21 protein-coding genes are annotated in these 19,679 nt (G+C 64.4%); 12 read left to right on the top strand and 9 right to left on the bottom strand.

All coding sequences use genetic code 11. The features are described 5' to 3' along the window. Window positions 1–5 precede the first annotated feature (5 nt). Together hfq and hflX are read left to right on the top strand one after the other, a co-directional pair. Window positions 6–254, top strand: coding sequence for an RNA chaperone Hfq (gene hfq, locus FNV92_RS18750; RefSeq protein ID WP_007591126.1), 249 nt, complete (start codon window positions 6–8; stop codon window positions 252–254). An 11-nt stretch (window positions 255–265) separates the two neighbouring features. Continuing rightward, the gene (gene hflX / locus FNV92_RS18745; RefSeq protein WP_168213648.1) at window positions 266–1,663 is read left to right on the top strand and encodes a GTPase HflX; all 1,398 of its coding nucleotides are present in this window, start codon (window positions 266–268) and stop codon (window positions 1,661–1,663) included. 187 nt (window positions 1,664–1,850) lie between these two features. On the opposite strand, the gene mazG is transcribed toward hflX, so the two are convergent. After that, a complete protein-coding gene (gene mazG, locus FNV92_RS18740; RefSeq protein WP_143845156.1) occupies window positions 1,851–2,705 on the bottom strand; it encodes a nucleoside triphosphate pyrophosphohydrolase in 855 nt (284 codons plus the stop codon). 126 nt (window positions 2,706–2,831) lie between these two features. Here mazG and queC point away from each other — a divergent pair, with 126 nt between their 5' ends. Continuing rightward, complete coding sequence (gene queC, locus FNV92_RS18735; RefSeq protein ID WP_143845158.1) at window positions 2,832–3,560, top strand: 7-cyano-7-deazaguanine synthase QueC; 729 nt, start codon at window positions 2,832–2,834, stop codon at window positions 3,558–3,560. Between the two features lie 9 nt (window positions 3,561–3,569). Here queC and FNV92_RS18730 read toward each other — a convergent pair whose 3' ends face one another. Next, window positions 3,570–5,846: a TonB-dependent receptor gene (locus FNV92_RS18730; protein WP_244623672.1), complete on the bottom strand. Its 2,277-nt coding sequence runs from the start codon at window positions 5,844–5,846 to the stop codon at window positions 3,570–3,572. 428 nt (window positions 5,847–6,274) lie between these two features. On the opposite strand from FNV92_RS18730, the gene FNV92_RS18725 reads away from it, so the two are divergent. Genes FNV92_RS18725 through FNV92_RS18715 form a run of 3 tightly spaced genes read left to right on the top strand, consistent with a single transcriptional unit; the run spans window position 6,275 to window position 9,206 of the window. After that, window positions 6,275–7,372 carry an ABC transporter substrate-binding protein gene (locus FNV92_RS18725; protein WP_168213649.1) on the top strand — a complete coding sequence of 366 codons (1,098 nt, stop codon included), beginning with the start codon at window positions 6,275–6,277 and terminating at the stop codon, window positions 7,370–7,372. Then, window positions 7,372–8,430, top strand: a complete 1,059-nt coding sequence (locus FNV92_RS18720) for a FecCD family ABC transporter permease (RefSeq protein WP_143845164.1) — start codon at window positions 7,372–7,374, stop codon at window positions 8,428–8,430. The genes FNV92_RS18725 and FNV92_RS18720 overlap by 1 nt, the downstream gene beginning before the upstream one ends. Further along, complete coding sequence (locus FNV92_RS18715) at window positions 8,427–9,206, top strand: ABC transporter ATP-binding protein (protein ID WP_143845166.1); 780 nt, start codon at window positions 8,427–8,429, stop codon at window positions 9,204–9,206. Before FNV92_RS18720 ends, FNV92_RS18715 begins: the two co-directional genes overlap by 4 nt. Window positions 9,207–9,227: 21 nt before the next feature. Here the strand turns inward: FNV92_RS18715 and FNV92_RS18710 are convergent, their stop codons facing one another. The 6 genes from FNV92_RS18710 to nthA all read right to left on the bottom strand — a co-directional run bounded on the left by FNV92_RS18710 (window position 9,228) and on the right by nthA (window position 12,770). After that, on the bottom strand, window positions 9,228–9,857 hold the full coding sequence (locus tag FNV92_RS18710) for a hypothetical protein (RefSeq protein ID WP_143845168.1): 630 nt from the start codon (window positions 9,855–9,857) through the stop codon (window positions 9,228–9,230). After that, entirely contained in the window at window positions 9,854–10,456 is a 603-nt protein-coding gene (locus FNV92_RS18705; protein ID WP_143845170.1) for a hypothetical protein, read from the bottom strand. The genes FNV92_RS18710 and FNV92_RS18705 overlap by 4 nt, the downstream gene beginning before the upstream one ends. A gap of 3 nt (window positions 10,457–10,459) precedes the next feature. Continuing rightward, window positions 10,460–10,951, bottom strand: coding sequence for a hypothetical protein (locus FNV92_RS18700; RefSeq protein ID WP_143845172.1), 492 nt, complete (start codon window positions 10,949–10,951; stop codon window positions 10,460–10,462). 159 nt (window positions 10,952–11,110) lie between these two features. Continuing rightward, complete coding sequence (locus FNV92_RS18695) at window positions 11,111–11,488, bottom strand: nitrile hydratase accessory protein (protein WP_143845174.1); 378 nt, start codon at window positions 11,486–11,488, stop codon at window positions 11,111–11,113. Beyond that, window positions 11,485–12,147 (bottom strand): nitrile hydratase subunit beta, encoded by a 663-nt coding sequence (nthB, locus tag FNV92_RS18690; protein WP_143845176.1) that lies wholly within the window; start codon window positions 12,145–12,147, stop codon window positions 11,485–11,487. The genes FNV92_RS18695 and nthB overlap by 4 nt, the downstream gene beginning before the upstream one ends. Continuing rightward, window positions 12,144–12,770, bottom strand: a complete 627-nt coding sequence (gene nthA, locus FNV92_RS18685; protein WP_143845178.1) for a nitrile hydratase subunit alpha — start codon at window positions 12,768–12,770, stop codon at window positions 12,144–12,146. Before nthA ends, nthB begins: the two co-directional genes overlap by 4 nt. Window positions 12,771–12,833: 63 nt before the next feature. Between nthA and FNV92_RS18680 the strand changes: the two genes are divergently transcribed. The 5 genes from FNV92_RS18680 (at window position 12,834) to FNV92_RS18660 (ending at window position 17,284) form a co-directional block, all read left to right on the top strand. Continuing rightward, on the top strand, window positions 12,834–13,592 hold the full coding sequence (locus tag FNV92_RS18680) for a hypothetical protein (protein ID WP_143845180.1): 759 nt from the start codon (window positions 12,834–12,836) through the stop codon (window positions 13,590–13,592). 31 nt (window positions 13,593–13,623) lie between these two features. After that, window positions 13,624–14,430 (top strand): enoyl-CoA hydratase/isomerase family protein, encoded by an 807-nt coding sequence (locus tag FNV92_RS18675; protein WP_143845182.1) that lies wholly within the window; start codon window positions 13,624–13,626, stop codon window positions 14,428–14,430. Between the two features lie 260 nt (window positions 14,431–14,690). After that, window positions 14,691–15,827 carry a methionine ABC transporter ATP-binding protein gene (locus tag FNV92_RS18670; RefSeq protein WP_168213650.1) on the top strand — a complete coding sequence of 379 codons (1,137 nt, stop codon included), beginning with the start codon at window positions 14,691–14,693 and terminating at the stop codon, window positions 15,825–15,827. Then, complete coding sequence (locus FNV92_RS18665; protein ID WP_143845184.1) at window positions 15,817–16,482, top strand: methionine ABC transporter permease; 666 nt, start codon at window positions 15,817–15,819, stop codon at window positions 16,480–16,482. The genes FNV92_RS18670 and FNV92_RS18665 overlap by 11 nt, the downstream gene beginning before the upstream one ends. A 28-nt stretch (window positions 16,483–16,510) precedes the next feature. Next, complete coding sequence (locus FNV92_RS18660) at window positions 16,511–17,284, top strand: MetQ/NlpA family ABC transporter substrate-binding protein (RefSeq protein WP_143845186.1); 774 nt, start codon at window positions 16,511–16,513, stop codon at window positions 17,282–17,284. Window positions 17,285–17,299: 15 nt separating this feature from the next. Here FNV92_RS18660 and FNV92_RS18655 read toward each other — a convergent pair whose 3' ends face one another. Next, window positions 17,300–18,289 (bottom strand): helix-turn-helix domain-containing protein, encoded by a 990-nt coding sequence (locus tag FNV92_RS18655; RefSeq protein WP_143845188.1) that lies wholly within the window; start codon window positions 18,287–18,289, stop codon window positions 17,300–17,302. Window positions 18,290–18,469: 180 nt separating this feature from the next. On the opposite strand from FNV92_RS18655, the gene FNV92_RS18650 reads away from it, so the two are divergent. Further along, window positions 18,470–19,666 carry a serine hydrolase domain-containing protein gene (locus FNV92_RS18650; protein ID WP_143845190.1) on the top strand — a complete coding sequence of 399 codons (1,197 nt, stop codon included), beginning with the start codon at window positions 18,470–18,472 and terminating at the stop codon, window positions 19,664–19,666. Window positions 19,667–19,679 lie beyond the last annotated feature (13 nt).

Genomic DNA, 19,679 nt, shown 5'->3' with positions numbered 1-19,679 from the left:
AAACAATGGCGGCAGACCGCGCACAAAACCTACAGGACACCTTCCTTAATCACGTTCGCAAAACGAAGACGCCACTGACGATCTTTCTGGTCAACGGAGTGAAGCTCCAGGGCATCGTGACCTGGTTCGACAATTTCTGTTTGCTGCTTCGGCGCGACGGTCACTCGCAGCTCGTCTACAAGCATGCGATCTCGACCATCATGCCGGGCGCTCCGATCCAGCTGTTCGAAGGCGGCGAGGATCAGCCGGCTTGAGAGTGACCTGATTGGAACCCCGGAATTTCGACGGGGATGCCGACCGTCCGCGGCCGGCAGGGGCAAAGCAGACGGGGCGGGTGCTTGTCATCGGCCCCTACTTGCGGCTGCGTTCGGGAAGTGCCGACGCGCAATCAGAGAGTCACGCCTCGTCTAACCAGATAGTGCGAAACGCGGAGGCCCGGCTCGACGAAGCCGCGGGCCTCGCGCGCGCGATCGATCTCGTCGTTGCCGACGCCATCATCGCGCCGGTCAGCCAGATCCGCCCCGCGACCTACATCGGCAAGGGCAAGGTCGAGGAGATCGCCGCGCTGGCCAGGAGCCTCGATGTCGAACTCGTGGTGATGGATTGCGCGCTGGCGCCGATCCAGCAGCGCAATCTCGAGAAGGAGCTGAACACAAAGGTGCTCGACCGCACCGGCCTCATTCTGGAGATCTTCGGCCGCCGCGCCAAGACCAAGGAAGGCTCGCTGCAGGTCGAACTCGCGCATCTCAACTATCAGCGCTCGCGCCTGGTCCGCTCGTGGACCCATCTCGAACGCCAGCGCGGTGGTTTCGGATTCATGGGCGGTCCCGGCGAGACGCAAATCGAAGCGGACCGCCGTCTGATTCAGGAGCGCATCTCCAAGCTCGAGAGCGAGCTGAAGAAGGTGCAGGCGACGCGGCGGCTGCATCGCGCCGGCCGCCAGCGCGTGCCGTATCGCGTCGTCGCGCTTGTCGGCTACACCAATGCCGGCAAGTCGACGCTGTTCAATCGCCTGACGCGCGCCGACGTTCAGGCCGCGGACATGCTGTTCGCCACGCTCGATCCGACCCTGCGCGCACTCAGCCTGCCGCATGGCGGCAAGGCGATGCTGTCGGACACCGTCGGTTTCATCTCCAACCTGCCGACGCAGCTCGTCGCCGCCTTCCGCGCCACGCTGGAGGAAGTGCTGGAAGCCGACGTCATCCTGCATGTCAGAGACATCTCGCATGAGGACGCCGAGGCCCAGCAGAGCGACGTCGATGCCGTGTTGCGGCAGCTCGGCATCAACCCCGATGACAGCGGTCGCATCATCGAGGTCTGGAACAAGATCGACCGTTACGATGCCGAACAGCGCGAAGAACTCTTGAACATCGCCGCGCGCAGGCCGGAGGATCATCCGGCGATGCTGGTCTCCGCCGTGACGGGCGAGGGGGTCGACGCGCTGCTCGCCGCGATCGAGGAGCGCCTCGCTGCCAAGCGCCACACGCTCGATCTCTCCATCGACGCCGCCGACGGCGCCGGCATCAGCTGGCTGCACCGCAATGCCGAGGTGCTGGCCAAGGAGCTGCACGACGGCCGTTTTGATATGACCGTGCGGGTCGACGAGACCAAGCGGGATATCGTGGTGAACAGGTTCGATGCCGTGCCGCATCACGCGGCTTAGACGATCTGGCCTTGGCGTGTGAGGTCACAGAACTGCAGCCTCATCCAATACTGTCGTCCCGGACAAGCGTAGCGCAGATCCGGGACCCATAACTCCAGGAAGTGGTTTGGTGCACGGTATTGGCCACGTCTTACCACTGCGACATCACGCGGTATGGGTCCCCGCCTTCGCGGGGACGACGACCGAGTTAGCGGCGAGCTTCCTTGTGTCCCTCTGACGCAGGCATCTCCTCGCCCTTCGCCGCATTCCACAGCGCATCCATCTCCGCCAGCGACGCCTGTTCGAGCGTTCGCCCCTGCGCTTCCAGCGCCCGTTCGATGAACGCGAACCGCCGCTCGAATTTCGCATTTGTCGCGCGGAGCGCGGCTTCCGGATCGGCGTCGACGTGGCGGGCGAGGTTGACGAGGGCGAACATCAGGTCGCCGGTTTCGTCCGCGATCTCCTGCCTGTCGTTGCGGTCCAGCGCGGCCTCGATCTCGTCGGCCTCCTCGCGGATCTTTTGCAGCACCGCGCGCGGGTCGTTCCAATCGAAGCCGACGGTGGAGGCCTTGCGCTGCAGCTCCATCGCGCGAGTCAGTGCCGGCTGGCCGGCCTTCACGCCGGCCAGCAGCGATTTGTGCGCCGGCGTTGCTTCAGGCGGCCGGCGCGCGGCGCGTTCGGCTTTTTCTTCCGCCTTGATGCGGTCCCAGACTTCTTTGACGTGGGATGACGCGAGGTTGCCCTCCTTGTCGGCAAAGACATGGGGATGGCGCCGGATCATCTTCCGGGTGATGGCCTCGACGACGTCGCCAAAGGCGAACGCGTTCTGCTCCGACGCCATCTGGGCGTGGAACACGACCTGGAGCAGGAGGTCGCCGAGTTCCTCGCAGAGATCGCAGAGATCGCCGCGGTCGATGGCATCCACCACCTCATAGGCTTCCTCGATCGTGTAGGGCGCGATCGTCGCAAAGTTCTGCTCGAGATCCCAGGGGCAGCCGGTCACCGGCGTACGCAGCGCCGCCATGATCTCGATCAGGCGGGAAATGTCGCGGGAAGGGGTCATTGCGGGGGCGTCTCCTGGCTCCAGAACCTTATGCCAAAAGCGGGCCGCCGTTCCCAGCCGCGCGCGGGCGAACGGGCCGATTTCCACCGATTGGCTGATACGTTCCGCAGTGCTAAAGCGCGGGCCATGAGTGACGCATTTTCATCAGAGACCGCCCTGGTGCTGTTTTCCGGCGGCCAGGATTCCACCACTTGCCTCGCCTGGGCGCTGAGCCGCTTCGCGCGCGTCGAGACGCTGGGCTTCGACTACGGCCAGCGGCACGCCGTCGAGCTTGCCTGCCGCGACCGTCTGTTCGACGGCATCAAGGAACTGCGCGAGGACTGGGCGGCAAGACTCGGCGAAAGCCATACGCTGTCGATTCCGACCCTGGCCGCGGTGTCGGAGACGGCCCTGACGCGCGATGTCGCGATCGCGATGGGCGCCGACGGCTTGCCCAATACCTTCGTGCCGGGCCGCAATCTGGTGTTCCTGACCTTCGCCGCGGCGCTGGCCTACCGGCGCGGCATCACCCACATCGTCGGCGGCATGTGCGAGACCGATTATTCCGGCTATCCCGATTGCCGCAACGACACCATCCAGGCCATGCAGAATGCGCTGTCACTTGGCATGGCCCGCAAATTCGAGCTGCATACGCCGCTGATGTGGATCGACAAGGCCGCGACCTGGCAACTCGCGCACGACCTCGGCGGCGACGGGCTGGTCGACCTCATTCGCAAGCAGTCCCACACCTGCTATCTCGGCGAACGTGGCGCGCAGCACGATTGGGGGTACGGATGCGGGGAATGCCCGGCGTGCAGCTTGCGAGCGAAGGGATGGCGGGAGTTTGCGGCGGCAAGGTCATGTCCGCCATCCTGACTGCGTGCTCTAGAACGTGTGCTGCAGCTTCACGGAGACGTTTCGCCCGGTTTCCACCAGAGGATTTGTCAAGCTCCGCGGATATGAGCGATTCACGAACGTCGACGCGTCGACATAAGCCGTGTTGAAGATGTTCTCCAGGCCGAGGATCAGCTTGGTATCGCCAAGCTGCGGAGAGACCAGCTGGCCGAGTTGCAGGGTCGCATAAAGCTTGGGAATGGCGTAGCCGGCCGTTTGAAATTCCTGCGCCGGATCGATCCGGGTCTTGCTGGCCGCCCAGTCGACCACGCCGAAAATCGAATAGGCTCCGTTGGGATCGGCGTACTGAATCCCGACTCGCCCCCGATACGGCGCGAGGAACGGCAACGGCGTGTCAGTCACGGTGTTGGTGCCCCGAAGCTGAGCGACATTCGTGAATATGTTGACGGTCGGAGTGACCTGCCAGCGCGCCTCCAGCTCTACGCCCGTCACGGCGGCCTTGCCGACATTCTGCGACTGGGTGTAGCCGCCGACTCCATTGAACGTCACGGCGACCGTTTGAAGGAAATTCTCGTAGTGCGTATCGAACGCCGTGACCTTGAGCTCCGCGTTTGCCGTGTGAAAACGCGCGCCGCCTTCATACGTCACGCCGCTCTCCGGCTTCAGGTCCGGATTGGGAAGCTGGGTGGCCGTCACCGCGTAGAGCTCGGAGTTCGTCGGCTCGCGGAACGAGGTCGCAACATTGCCGAGCAAATCGACGTTGGGCAATATCGCGTAAACAAAGCCTACGCTTCCGGTGGGAGCCGTTTGATCGACGTTCGTGTTGCTCGAATAGGCGGCCTTCACACTGGCGGGAATGGCTGATGAGAGCGGCGAGGTGTCCGTCGTCGTGTTGAACCAGTCGAAACGGCCGCCGGCCGAAAGCGTCAGCGCCTGGATCGGTTTCCATTCATGCAGCACGAACGCGCCGATATTGGACTGCGTCGTGTCCGGCCCCTGCTTGGTATAGGGCGAGACGACGTCGCTCGTCACCGCCCCGGTCGTTGCATTGCGGGTGATGGTCTCGGACGTCAACTCGCTGCCCGGCCGGGCTTCCCTGAAGCCATCAAGGCCGAACGTCGTCTTGGTTGCTCCCCAGGGGCTCAGCCAGGGAATTTCGGCTTGCGAACGGCCGCCGATCATCAGGGGGCCGATGACGTGGCTGGTGGATTTGACGGTCCTGGTGGCGATGCCGGCGGCGTTGATCGTATTGTTGATCGTGCTGAGCTTCGTGTCGAAATAGTTCACGTAGAAGGAGCTTTCGACATGTTTCACCAGGCCGTCGAGCTCACCGGTATAGGCGATGCGCGCCGAATGCACCTGGTTGGGGTCCTGTCGAACCTGCAGATACGGTGCGCCCGGCGCTCCACCGACTCCGCCGGCCCGCCCGTCCACCTCGCTGTAGGAGCGCAAGGACAGCTCGATTCTCTGACCGATGTCGGGCGTATAGCCGAGCTTGATGTTGCCGCCGACGCTTTGATAGTCGCTGTTCGGCACCGTTCCGAGCGAGGTCTGATAATCGCCGCCCCAGCGTCCGGCAAACCCGCCGATGAAATCGAAGCCCTGGCCGGCGCCCTTCACCCAGTCGTAAGTGCTGGCGGAGTTGGCGGCGCTTCCGTATCCGGCCGACCAGCCGCCACCGGTAAAGCGGAACGGCCCGGACGTATCGCCGGTGTAGGAGCGAGTGACGATGTTGACGAGCCCAGTGAGCGCTTCGCTTCCGTAGATGACGGAGCCCGGACCGCGGATCACCTCCACGCGCTCGACTTCTTCAGGCGCGAGATAATTGAGCTGCAGCGTGTTGCGGCCACGGAATCGATCTCCGTCGATGAACATCGGCGAGCGGAAGCTGTTCGACGAGAAGCCGCGCAGGTAGATCTGCCCACCGATGCCGCCGGAGCGCGCAATCGAAACGCCCGGAACCGAGGCGAGAACATCGAGCATGCCGGTTGGCGAAGTCGCTTCGATCTGGGCGCGATCGACCACCGTAATGCTCTGCGCCGCAGGATGCGGAATTCCCGGTCGCGGCAGCTTGCCACCCATCGGCTTCAGGGAATCGCTGTTCGTTCCTTCGGGAGCTCTCGCCGTGACCTGCTGATCCTGCGCCGGCCTGACGGCTTGCGCGGGCGCTTGTCGCGCCGCGCGCGCCGCATTCTGTCGTGTCGTGCGACGGGGCTTCGATGGCTTTGCTGCTTCCACGACCACGCCCGGCAGCACGTTGGCAGGTTGTCGCGGTGACGTATCCGCAGTTTGAGCTAGTGCATTCACGCTCGACGCCGTCGCCATCACGCACGCAAGCGCGACACTCAATCCGCAGGTCGACAAGAGAAATGCGCTCCTTCTGGAATCGAGCGCGAAAGTTCTCCAAGGCATCAGCAACGTCCCCCAAACACTCACTTCGTGTCCGGGTCCTTATCGTGCTGCGATCTGTTCGGCCATCGTCCGCGTGCGAGTTTCGAGCTATTACAAATTGCCGCGCATGTGTGCTCATCAATCAGACTGTCGATGCATGCAATTCGATCCGCATGGACGACGATCGGGCAAATCCATCCTTTGAACGATTCCATTTTCACAACGCCGCACTTGCGGCTCGATACGAACGTTTTGCTTTTGAATTTTTCGGTCATGGGCCTATGTAGGAAACGTCTGCGATGCCGCGCAGATTGTCATTGGCGTCTTCCAAGGTTCGCAGATTCATGCCGTCGTTGTTGCGTTGGGTAAGACATTCGGGACGCCTGGCGATGAGCCTTGTGGTTGCGTTCGGAGCGCTCGGCCCGGCAAGCGCGATTGATCTGGCCGACCAGCGCAATCGCACCGTTTCATTCGACAGGCTGCCGGAGCGCCTTGTCATCATTCCGATCCCGGCGCCATCGACCTTCATGACGGTCGACGGCAGCGACCGGAAAATCGTCGGCATGAACGACTATGCCGCGCGAGCGATGCGCGAGGGCATTTTCGGAAAGCTGTTTCCCGGTTTCACGCGCATTCAGACCAGCGTGACGACCGGCGGGGACGCGTCGAATTTCGCTCCGAATGTCGAGGCCATCCTTGCGTTGCGGCCGGACGCGATCCTGCAATGGGCCAACAGCAACGAGATCATCGGCCCATTGGATCGAACCGGGATTCCCGTTGTAGGCATGCGCGTGGGCTCCTTTGAGAACTACGTCGATTACGTCAAGCTGATGGGAACGATCGCGGGCAGGGATGGGCGCGCCGGCGAACTGCTCCGCAAGCAGGAGGAGACACGCCAATCCCTCGCGTCACGGTTCGCCGATCTTCCGTCGTCGCAGCGGCCGCGCGTGCTCTACTTCAATCGCGCCGCGGGTATGCTGCGCGTCAGCGGTCAGGGAACGGCCCAGGATCTGGCCATTCAGCTTGCGGGTGGGCAGAACGCGCTCGACGGTGCTGCCTCGATCAGCACCGTGACCATCGAGCAGATCCTCGTATGGAATCCACAAATCGTCCTGCTTGGAAATTTCGATCCGACGATGCCGTCGGATCTCTATCGCGATCCGCGCTGGCAGGGCGTCGAGGCGGTCAGGACTCACCGCGTCTACCGCGTGCCGCTCGGCGGCTATCGCTGGGATCCGCCGAGTCACGAATCGGCCCTGGGATGGATCTGGCTGGCGGGTCTGCTGCATCCCGAACGCGCCCCGGAGAACATCCGCGCGTCGGTGCGGGACTGGTTCGGCTTTCTCTACAAATACAGCCCGACGGACGAGGAGATCGACAAAATCCTGTTTCTGAGGGAAAACGCCGCCTCGGTCGGCTATGACTCCTATCGGGCTCGTTGATGAGAAGCGCAATCTCACGATCGGGGCCGGCAGTTCGCTCGTCGCGTGAAAGATCCCTGGTCCTGCTGTACGCTGCGCTCGCCGCGAGCTTGATCCTGGTCTTGCTGTGGTCGATCACGTCAGGGCGGTACCACGTCCCGTTCGGCACCGTGCTCTCGATCATCGTGTCGCACCTCGTCGAAATCAAGGTGACGTGGAATCCGACCGAAGCTGTCGTCGTCGAAACGGTGAGGCTGCCGCGCGTGCTGATCGCCGCCATCGCGGGAGCAGGGTTGTCGCTGTGCGGCGCGGTGCTTCAGGCGATCTTCCGCAATCCGCTGGTCGGTCCACAGACGATCGGAGCATCCTCCGGTGCCGCCCTCGGAGGTGTCACCGTCATTTTCCTCGTAGGGTTCGGGCCACTCGTCCAGATCGGCGCATTCGGAGGCGCGGCGCTGGCGCTGATTGCCGTGCTCGCGCTTCATCGCAGCGACGATCTCTCGCCGATCCTCACTCTCGTTCTCGCCGGCGTGGTGGTCGGCGCGTTCTGCAGCGCCCTGGTAGGGCTGGTGACATATCTGGCCGATCCGGAAACGACCCTGCAGGTGATCGTATTCTGGCTGCTGGGCAGCTTTGCCTCGTCGACCTGGCCGCAATTCGGCTTGATTGCATCCTGCACCGCCATCGCCGGCGCGGTGCTGATCGGCATGCGCTGGCGGGTCAACGTGCTTTCACTTGGAGATGATGAGGCGCGGACGCTCGGCGTCAATCCCGCTCGCGACCGCTTCATCCTTCTGGCCGCGGCCTGTCTTGCGATCTCGTCGCAGGTCGCGGTGAGTGGAACCATCGGCTGGGTGGGCCTCATCGTTCCCAACCTCGCGCGCATGATCGTCGGAGCGGACAACCGCCAGCTTCTGCCGGTGTCGACGTTCCTCGGCGCCATCTTCCTGGTTGCGGCGGACACGCTGGCACGGTCACTCACGGCTGCCGAAATTCCGGTCGGAATCATTACCGCCATCGTCGGCACGCCGATCTTCGCGCTGCTGCTCAGGCGCACCACGAGGAGCGGCGCAGCATGATCCGCATCGAGAATGCAGGCCACAGGTTCAGGCCGGAGCACTGGCTGTTTCGCGAGTTGTCGGTGACGTTTCCCTCGGGGCGGATCGCTGCGATCTTGGGGCCGAACGGCTGCGGCAAGACCACCTTGCTGCGGGCGATCTGCGGATCATTGGTCCTGGCGGAAGGAAGCATTGCAATCGATGGCCACGTCGGCTTTGTGCCGCAGGCCCTGACGGCCGACCAATCCTATTGCGCTATCGACATGGTGCTGCTGGGACGGAGCCGCTACCTTAGTAGATTCAGCTCGCCGGGCCGCAAGGACAGGGAGCGTGCATATGAGTGTCTCGAGGAGGTCGGCCTCGTGGCTCTCGCGGAGCAGCGTTACGACCGGCTCAGCGGCGGTCAGCGGCAGTTGATCCTGCTGGCCCGCGCACTGGCCAGCGACTGCAAGGTGCTGGTGCTGGACGAGCCCGCCTCGGCGCTCGATATCGCCAATCAGGGCGTCGTTCTTCGCCTGCTTCTGCGCCTCGCAGGCTCCCTCGGGCTCACAGTGCTGTTCACGACGCATCATCCGGACCATGCGATCGGCATCGCCGATACGACCTTGCTGATGCAGCGAGACGCCGCTCACATCACCGGCCCAACCGAAACGGTGCTGACCGAAGGCAATCTCACGCGGATGTATGGCGTGCCGGTACGCCGCGTGGACGTTGATGCCGACGAGGAGACGGCGGCCGCGATCGTGCCCTTGCATGGCCTGCGGACCAAGCTACCGGATCTGTCCGTCGAGCGCTGAAGCCGGCTAGCCTGGATTGCGTCAGGCCGCAGCCTGTTGCCTCGCCCAGGGCAGGAATCCGTCGAGGAGCTTCGTGGCTGCGGGCATGAAATGGCTACCATGATGATAGAATGGATCCAGCGTCGCGACGAGCAACCGGCCCGGCAGCGTCACGCGATCCTCGTAGAGCAGCGCGCCGCCGCTGTCTCGTCCCTCGGGATCGGCGGGCACGTCGATCAGCGCTCGAGCCCCGGCAGGCGGCGTCAAGACACCGTGAAAGTGCCAGATGGTGTTTTCGAACGGCACCGCCCGGAAAAAGTCATGGTCGGGCGCCAGCAGGCGGTTCGGTGGTCGCGCATCCTTGTCGAGCCACCACCAGAAATTCGTCGGCCGGGCCGCCCATGTGACCCCGGGCAGCCATGTATCGGCCCGGTTCTCGCCAAGCACGACCAGCGTGCGGCCAGCTTTCACGAAATCGATCAGAACCTCGCGCTTGGCGCGCAGAATGTTCGGATTGATGCGATCCGGGACGATCAGGAACGTGACGCCGGCCAAAGCATCGGCCGCGAGCTCAGGGGCATAGATGATCTTGTCGAACAGCGCACGGTAGCGTGGGCCGTGAATCGCCGTGTGGTGGTAGAACGTGCCGCCGTCGAGGATCGCCAAACTCATTGTACGTTTCGTCCCGAGGCGACCCATTGCATGATGCGCGGCACCAGCGGCTTGTCCTCCCCGCCGAATGTCCAGAGGTCGTTACCCCCGTGGAAGAGAACGCGGCCATCTCCGACTGGATAGATGAAGTCGACCGGCAAACCCGGATGACCGAGGGCGTGGATGACCAGCGCATCCGGCGGTGCGTCGTGCCAGACCCGTCCATAGAAGCCGGAGACGCCGCGGCGAAAGGTCAGATCGTGCGGATCGATGCCGTGCCAGATCGGATGCTCGGCGAGGCGCAGCACCGTGATGTCGCTCAGTTTGTAGCCGTCAATGGTGTGGAAACCCGCCATGCGCGGCAGGTAGGGATAGGCATGGTGACCGTTTGCGACGACGACACCGCCGCGGATCAGGTAGTTCTCGATCTGGGAGGCCCGAGCCGCAAGGAAGCGCTGGTCGCTGTGCATACTGATGAACAGCACGCTGAAATCATTCAGATCGATTTCCGGCAGGGAATAGATGTCGCGCAGCACGACGTCCGGCTGGAGCCTGGCGTCCGCGAAGGTGCGCAGCGACCCGTCGTCGTAACCGAAGCTGAGAGCCAGTCCGGGCTTCATCGATCAGCTCGCACGGATCGAGAAGAGCGTGGCTGGACTCTTCGCCAGAACCTGCTCGGCGATGGAGCGTTTCAATGCGCTCAGCTCGCGCTCCTGCGCCGCGGTGCGAGACTTGTTAAACACGAGATCGAAGAACCGCTCGGGCAACACGCCAGGCAGCAGCGCGATCTCAGCGGTTCGCTCAGCGATGGTCATTCGGAAGCTGTAGGAGATGTCCTGGCCCGGCACGAACCTCGCGTCAGGCCGCGCGCGATCGACGGTATAGGCCCCGCGGGTGACCGCGCGCGTGACGAACTCGAATGCGTCCCGCACGCCGGGGCCGGGGTGTCCGCTCACGATGCTGATGTCGCCTCGCGCCGGTATCGCCTCGGGCGACAACAGGGCGATTGCCGCGCGCTGCGCCTGAAATACGATCGCGGCCATCGCAAGAGCGGATTGGCCGTGATAGGCGGCCACCATCGGGAAACCAATTTCGACGGGTTCCTCTTCGGCCATGATCGTGATTGTCGGTCCGTTTCCGGCTGGTGCGCTCACAGGTCCCCGCGATGACGACGGTTGATACCCGGATGCGTTATCCCGCGCGTTTGCCCGCGGTCAACAAGCCGACATTAGATTAGATGCAAAGCGCGCGCAGGCTGCGGGTTCGTGCGCCGGCTAACCAAAATCTTCCGGCCGCAGCTCGATCGGCTTGCCGTGCGGCGTGCGATCCGCCGCGTGGTCCCAGGCGTCACGATAACGGTGCAGCGTGTCCATCGAGGCGACGCCCTTGCGTGCAACCAGTCCTTCCAGCGTGGCGAGCCAGTGCAGATAGTAGGTCTCGCCAGTGTCAGGATCGCCGGCGGCCTGTGCACGCTTGATCTCGTCGGCGAGGGCCGCGGCCCATTCCGGCCAGGTGAACACGCCGCGATCGTGCAGGCTCAACGCCATGGCGAAGGCATGTGCCTCCCAGGGCGCGCGGAACACCGGGCCCTCGTCGTCGCGCGGAATGCTCGGAATGGCCGCCGTGGCGGCGGCCGCAAGCGCGCTGCTCATGACGCCGGATCCAGATATGGCTCAAACGCGTCGATCGAGACCTTGAGGGTCGGATCGCCATCCTCACCCCAGAGATCGCGGCCTTCGAATACGACCGTGTAGAGCCATTGCGGATTTTCGCCGAGCTCCATCGCAGCCGAATCCGGAAACACGTGGCAGCCGTGATTCAGTTCGACCACCCCGACATGTCCGCGTACATAGCGCGGCAGCCGCGTATGGGTGGCCGGGTGGATGTTCTTGGCGCGCACCTTGTCGCCGATATTGAATTTGGCGGGCGCAGGCGCGGTGCGGCCGAACTTGCCGCGCACCATCACGCGCTCGACCTGGCTGAGATCGAACTTGCCGTGCTTGAGCGCCTTCGCCGGCTGCATCGCGTGGCCGGCGGCAACCTCATCGCGGGTGAGGTAGCCCTTCTCGATCAACATCTCCTCGAGGCCGAGAAACCATTTCTTGTAGTAGGAGCTCGAGAGATAAACGTCCGGTGGCAGCGTCTCGCGATAGAAGCGTGAGGTATCGATATTGAAAGCGCCGGCCGCGCCCATCGCGCGCACCATGGCGAGGACGCGTGATTCCCAATCGGCGTGAAACATCGGCTCGTTCGGCTCGGGTTCGACCTTGCCGAACCCATCCATGCCGCCCATGTCGTGCACGCCGTTCATGAGGGCGCTCCGGGCGTTTTGGGGAAGCCGGTGCCGATCATGGAATCGCGCGTGACGAGGTCTGCGAGCTGCTCCTCACTCCAGCCTTCGGTGCCCTCGGGCCGCATCGGCAGCACCAGGAAACGCGTCTCGGCGGTCGAGTCCCAGACCCGGATTTCAATGTCCTCCGGCAGCGTGACGTCGAAATCGGCGAGCACGCCGCGCGGGTCCTTCACCGCGCGCGAGCGATAGGGCGAGGCCTTGTACCAGACCGGCGGCAGCCCCAGCATTTCCCAGGGGTAGCAGGAGCACAGCGTGCACACGACCATGTTGTGGCGCTCAGGGGTGTTCTCGACCACGACGAGATGGTCGCCGACGCGGCTGACATGGCCGAGCGTGCCGATGGCCTTGCTGCCGTCCTCCAGGAGCGCCGCCTTGAAGGCCGGATCGGTCCAGGCCTTGGCGACGACGCGCGCGCCGTTATGCGGGCCGATCTTGGTCTCGTAGGCCTGGATGATGGCGTCGAGCGCAGCCGGCTCGACATAGCCTTTTTCGGTCAGAATGGTCTCGAGCGCGCGCACGCGCAGCTCGGTCTCCGACAGCTCGGAATGGTCGTGATCGTGGTCGTGATGATGTTCACTCATGAGTGCGAAGATAGTCCCAGAATCCGGCCGTTGTCGAGGCGAAGACTCTGCTAACATCCCACTATGGGATGGGCTGCACACACTGGAATGGCCGCCGCAGTCGCGACACTTGTCGCATTCGCGCCGCAGGATGCGCGTGCCGCGAATGGCGCCTATGCGGTGGATGCCGCCGATATCTCCGAAGTCGGCTCCTGCAAGGTCGAGAGCTGGATCTCGGCTGCGTCCAATACGGATGTCTCCGCGGTCGCCAATCCGTCCTGCGTCGTCGATCCCTTCAGGCCGATCGAGCTGAGCCTGCAGACCATCCGGGCCCGCAGCGATGGCGACTGGAGCACGACATTGGCTCCGAAAGCCAAGACCAATTTCATCCCGACCGGGATCGGCCGGTGGGGATTGTCGGCCTATGGCGGAGGATCGTTCGATGCTGCGACCGGCGAGGCGCTGACCGCCTTTGCCGTCATCCCCGCAACCTTTCGCCTGTCCGAGACCATGCGCATCAACGTCAACGGCGGCTGGCTCTGGGATCGCAGCGTCGACCGGCATTATCTGACCTATGGCGTCGGTTTCGACTGGAAGTTTACCGACACGTTGCAATGGACGATCGAAGCGTACGGGCAGGCCGGAGCCTCCGAGATCGCAAGCATCGTGCAGCCGCGCTTCCAGACCGGCATGCGCTACCGCCCGAACGAGATATTCTCCGTGGACGTGATCTACGGCCGCAACATCACCGGCGAGAACGCCAACTGGATCACGCTCGGCACCACGATCCGGTTTCCGGTGGAAGGCTCCCAGCCGGAGCATCGGCGGACCGGGCATTTGTGATCAAGACCAACAGGAAACCGGGGAGATTGCCTTGACGGACTATGTGAAGATCGAGAAGGGCCTGGGGCCGGACGGGCGGATCGCGATCGTGCGGTTCGACCGCGGCGACGGCATCAACGCGCTGTCACCGGAGGCACTGCGCCAGCTCACCGCGGCCGCGCGCAGCTTCGAGGACGATTCCGCGACCTCCGTCGTGGTGCTGACGGGCAGCACCAGCGCCTTCAGTGCCGGCTTCGACCTCAAGGATTCCGAAGGGCGCGCGCGCAAGGACATGGACCTCGGCACGCTCAGGCGGCACCTCAAGCTCGGGCCGCGCCTGACTCACGCCTGGCAGGAGATGGAGCAGATCACGATCGCGGCGATCGAGGGTTTCTGCGTCGGCGGCGGCGTGGCTTTGGCCGTGGCGCTCGACTTCCGAGTCATGGGCCGCGACGCGCATTTGCGCGTGCCCGAGGTCGGGCTCGGCATGAACATGAGCTGGCAGAGCATCCCGCGCATGCTGCATCTGATCGGCCCGGCCCGCACCAAGCAGGCGGTGATCCTGGCCGATGAGCGCATCAGCGCGGACGAAGCCTACGAATGGGGCCTGGTCGAGCAGGTGGTCGACCCCGGCCATGCGTTCGACGCCGCGATGGAGCTTGCGCGCAAGGTCGCCGCGCAGCCGCCGCTCTCGGTCGCCATGACGAAGCTCACCGTCAACCGGCTCGCGCATGCGCTAGACGATCTGGCAAGCCACATGGACGTCGACCAGTTCGCGCTTGCCAGCCTCAGCGAGGACCACAAGGAGGGCGTCGATGCGTTCCTGACGCGGCGCAAGCCGAAGTTCAGGGGGCGATAGAGTCAGCCCGAGCGGAGGCTGATACCCCCGGCGAGGGAAATTTTCTTCTCTGAGGCAGGATTGGGAAAACTTCGTCCAACTCCTCGCAAATATCTGAAATTGCACGAAAGACCTGAAAAGGCGATGGTGCGTGCTGCAGTGCAGCGCGGTGCATCTGAGCCGCGTAGCCGCTGTTTTACCCCGTCGCTCATGCGACCAGATTCCCGCAGGTCACTGGGGCAAGCGGGCAAGCGAACTATTGTGCACGAAGGCCGCCTCCCATGAACGCCCACCAATCGCTCGCGATCGGACAACCGCTCGAAACGCTCGAAGCGATTTCACCTGCCGCAGTTGAAGCGGACGCCATGGTCCGTTTCGCTGGCATCTCGAAGACCTATCCGGCCTATCGCAGCAAGCCCGGCGTCAACGCGCTGCAGGATATCGATTTCGCGATTCCGCGTGGGTCGATCACGGGTGTGATCGGCCGGTCCGGCGCCGGCAAGTCGAGCCTGGTCCGGCTGATCAACGGGCTCGAGAAGCCGACCACGGGTCATGTCATCGTCGATAACAGAGAGATCTCGGCGCTGGCGGGCCGCGAATTGCGGCTGGCGCAGCGATCGATCGGCATGATCTTCCAGCACTTCAACCTGCTGTCGTCGCGCACGGCGGCCGACAACATCGCGCTGCCGCTCGAGATCGCCGGCTGGACCAAGGCCGACATCAAGGCCCGCGTTGCGGAGCTGCTGGCGCTGGTCGGAATCGCTGACAAGCACGACCGTTATCCTTCCGAGCTTTCCGGCGGCCAGAAGCAGCGCGTCGGGATCGCGCGGGCGCTGGCGACGCGGCCGAGCGTGCTGCTGTCGGACGAGGCGACCTCGGCGCTCGATCCGCAGACCACGCGCGCCATCCTCGACCTGCTCGCCAACATCAACCGCGAGCTGGGCGTGACCATCGTGTTGATCACCCACGAGATGTCGGTGGTGCGCCAGCTCGCCAAGGACGTGGTGGTGCTCGACGCCGGCCACGTCGTCGAGAGCGGCCATGTCGCCGACATCTTCACCCATCCCAGTCATCCGATCACGCAATCCTTCCTGGCCGAGGCGATCGGCGACAGCCTGCCGGTCTCGCTGCAAAGCCGGATCGTGGCGGAGCCGCCTGTAGGCGGGCAGGCCGTGATCCGCGTCCAGGTCCGCGGGGCAGGGGCCGGCGACACGCTGGTGGCGCGGCTCGCGCGCGAGCTAGGCCTCGATGTTGCGCTGCTGTCGGCCCGGATCGACGAGATCGGCGGTCAGCATGTGGGCTCGCTGGTGCTCGGCATTCCTCTTGGAATTCCCAGCGGCGAGGGCGCGGTGACGCGCACGCTTGCCTGGCTGTCTCAATATCAATTTTCGGCGGAGCGTCTCGGCTATGTCGCCTGAACTCATCAACCTGATCATCCAGGCCACCGGCGAAAGCCTGTACATGGTCGGCATCGCGGCGCTGCTCGGCACCGCCTTCGGCCTGCCGCTCGGGGTCTTCCTCGCCACCAGCAGGAAGGGCGAGCTGTTCTCGGCGCCCGCCGTCAATCGCGTGCTCGGCATCGTCGTCAACGCGACGCGCTCGACGCCTTTCATCATCCTGGTCGTCGCCATCATCCCATTCACGCGGCTGATTGCCGGCACCTCGATCGGCTCGACCGCGGCGATCGTGCCGCTGGTCATCGCGTCGACGCCGTTCATCGCGCGCCTCGTCGAGGCAGCGATCCGCGAGGTCGACGGCGGCCTGATCGAGACCGCATCCTCGTTCGGGGCCTCGCCAATCCAGATCGTGCTCAAGGTGCTGATCCCCGAGGCGCTGCCCGGACTGGTTCTGGCCCTGACGCTGGCGGTGGTCAGCCTGCTCGGCTACTCCGCCATGGTCGGTGCTGTCGGCGGCGGCGGCCTCGGCGATCTCGGCATCCGCTACGGCTACCAGCGCTTCATGCCGGAGATGATGCTCGCCGTCGTGGTCGTGCTGATCGCGCTGGTGCAGCTCGTCCAGAGCGCGGGGGATTATCTGGCGCGCCGGGTCAACCGCCGGCTGCGGCATCGCTGAACCCGATTTTTCGAAACTGGAGATGACAATGCGTTTTCTGGCAACCCTTGCGGCTGCAGCCTTGCTTGCGACCGCGGCTCAGGCCGAGACCATCCGTGTCGGCGTCACCGCCGGCCCGCATGCCGAGATCCTGGACGTCGTGAAGAAGGTCGGCGCCGAGCGCGGCCTCGACATCAAAGTGGTCGAATTCACCGACTACGTGATCCCGAACCAGGCGCTGGCCCTGAAGGACCTCGAGGCGAACTCCTTTCAGCACGAGCCGTACCTGAAGAACCAGATCTCCAAGACCGGCTGGAAGATCGTCAAGGTCGCGACCACGATCGGCTCGCCGCAAGGCGTCTATTCGCAGAAATACAAGAAGCTCGCCGACCTGCCCGAGGGCGCCCGCGTCGCCATCGCCAACGATCCCTCGAACGGCGCGCGCGGCCTGATGATCCTGGCGCTGCACGGCGTGATCAAGCTGAAGGACAACAACAACGTCGCGTCGACCATTGCCGACATCACCGAAAACCCGAAGAAGCTCCGCTTCGTCGAGCTGGATGCCGCCCAGCTCCCGCGCGCGCTTCAGGACGTCGACGTCGTCTCGATCAACAACAATTACGCGGTGCAGGCCGGACTTAATCCGGCGATCGACGCGATCGCGCGTGAAAACCCCGATGGTCCCTGGGTCAACATTCTCGCCGTCCGCGAGGAGGACAAGGACAAGCCGTGGGTGAAGCAGCTGACCGAGGCCTATCACTCCGACCAGGTGAAGGCGTTTCTGGAAACGCGCTTCAAGGGCACCTATCTGCCGACCTGGTAAGGGGCAGACAGTGCGTCAGGCCGCCAGCCTGGCGCGCCGCAGCGTCTCCGAGGGCAACTCGGAAAAGTGGCGCTTGTAGTCGAGCGAGAACTGGCTGAAGTGCCAGAAGCCGTGCTGTACGGCGACGTCGTAGACGGAAACGTCAGTGTCGCCGGCGCGCTTGAGATCCCGCCGCACGCGGTTCAGGCGCATCGCGCGCCAATAGTGCATCGGGCTGGTGCCCACCACTTCCTGGAAACAATAGCCGAGCTTGCGCGGGCTCGCGCCGACCGCCTTGCAGACTTCCAGAATTGATAGCGAACGATCGCCGCTGCCATGCATCAGCTCGCGGGCGCGATCGACGGTGCGCCGCCGGGCCGCTGAGCTGCGGCCGGGGTCGCTGGCGCGTGCCGTCGGCAACATGTCCAGGATCTCGACGAGGAGGGCATCCTCCAGCGCCTGGCGCGCCACGAGATCATCGAACCTTTCCGGGGCAGTCGTGATAGTCTCTTGAATCGCAGTCAGAAGGGCGCGCAGCCGCGCGACCGGTGCTTCCTCGGTCTCGATCACCCGCAACTGGTGCCAGACGGCGCGCGGCAACTCGATATCGAGCCGGGCTGCAAGCTCCGCGATCAGCATTGTGCCGGCAACGACACCGCGCAGCTCGAAGGCCTTCGGCGTACACATGTCGATCTCAGCGTCGATGCTGGCGAGCACGCGGGCGCCCCTGGCACTGGTCCCGTTGCAACTGACCTCGGCATCGTCGTGCCAGGGCAGGCCGATGGCAAAGCTGTCGGCTCCGAGCTGGCCGTGTTGGCGCACCTGCTGGCTGGTGATCTCGCGGAACACTTCGAGCCGGGGCAAAGAGAGCTGCGTAAAGCTGCCGCGGAACGCGCCGGCGCTGATCTGATCGTAGCTCAGCCGCCAACGGCCGAGGCCGGCGCAGTGCTCGTCGACGTCCGTACTGCTCGCCTGAAGCAGATTGGGAGCTGAGTCCTGAATCGGAAGAGTTGCGCTTAAGGCCATGACACTACATTGGAATCTGCAAGTCGAATAGCTAGCAAGAACCACGCCAGACTGGCACGGCCATGGTGCCTGTCCAGCAAAATATTGCCGGATCTCGATAACGCCGGACGGCGCCCGGGTGCAGTCTTCGTTGCCGTTCCCAACACCGGGGTTGGGATCGGGCTTCGCGGAGGGATAGAGATGCGACCGACCGAGATCATGCGCGGCAGCCCGCCCGCGCCAGAGGCCCAGGTGACCCGCGCCAACTGGCGCAGCTTTCCTGCAATCCGCTGGGGCTTTACCCACACCCGCGAAGTGCTGCCGACCGCCGAGGTCCGCCGCTCCGCGCATCCGACGCCGATACCAAGCGCGCCGCACGAGCTGCAAAAGCTCGGCTTCACCGCGCCGGACGGCAAGTCGACCACGATCGAGGCCACGCTGCGGGAGACCTTTGGCGATGCGCTGCTGGTGATGCACCGGGGCACGCTGATCCACGAATGGTACGGCGACGGCATGAGCGTGACCACGCCGCATCTGATTTGCTCGATCAGCAAGTCGATCGCCGGCACGCTCGGCGGCGTCCTCGCTGCGCGCGGGCTGCTCGATCCCGAGGCGCGGGTGGTGCGCTACGTGCCGGAGCTGGAGAATTCGGTCTACGGCAGCTGCACCGTTCGCAACGTCCTCGACATGGCCGTCGCGATCAAGTTCGAGGAGGATTACGAGGACCCCGCCGGCGACGTCGCGCGCTATCGCTTCTCCTCGGGCTGGGACGTGCCTCCGCCGGGCGTCGAGCCCGGCCATCAGCGCGCCTACCTCACCACGCTACGCGGCACCGGCAAGCCGCATGGCAAGGTGTTTCACTACGTCTCGACCAACACCGAGGTGCTCGGCTGGGTCTATGAGCGCGCCTGCGGCATGCCTTATCCGCGCATCCTCTCCGAATATCTCTGGCAGCCCCTGGGCGCCGAGGAGGATGGCTCACTCACGCTCGACAGCCACGGCATGGGCCGCATCGCCGGCGGTCTCTCGGTCACAGCGCGCGATCTGCTGCGCTTCGGCGAGATGATCCGCAATCGCGGCCTGGTCGAGGGACGGCAGGTGGTGCCGGGCTGGTGGATCGACGACATCCACGAGAACGGCGACCCCAGGGCGTGGGCCGACGGCGACCTCGCCGACATCTTCCCGGGCGCCCGCTACCGCAGCAAATGGTACACGATCGATCCCTCGCGGAACGATCTCGCCGGGATCGGCATACACGGTCAGTGGCTCTACATTGATGCTGTCACCGACACCGTCATCGTCAAGCTCGCGACCCAGCCCAAGGCGATGGACATTCCGCTCGACCACCGCTGGCTCGCCGCCTTCCGCGCCATCACCACGCATTTCGCCCCGCGCTGACGTCTGGACATCA

This window comes from Bradyrhizobium cosmicum (assembly GCF_007290395.2).
Classification (GTDB): Bacteria; Pseudomonadota; Alphaproteobacteria; order Rhizobiales; family Xanthobacteraceae; genus Bradyrhizobium; species Bradyrhizobium cosmicum.
This window is presented reverse-complemented; position numbering and strand designations above follow the sequence as displayed.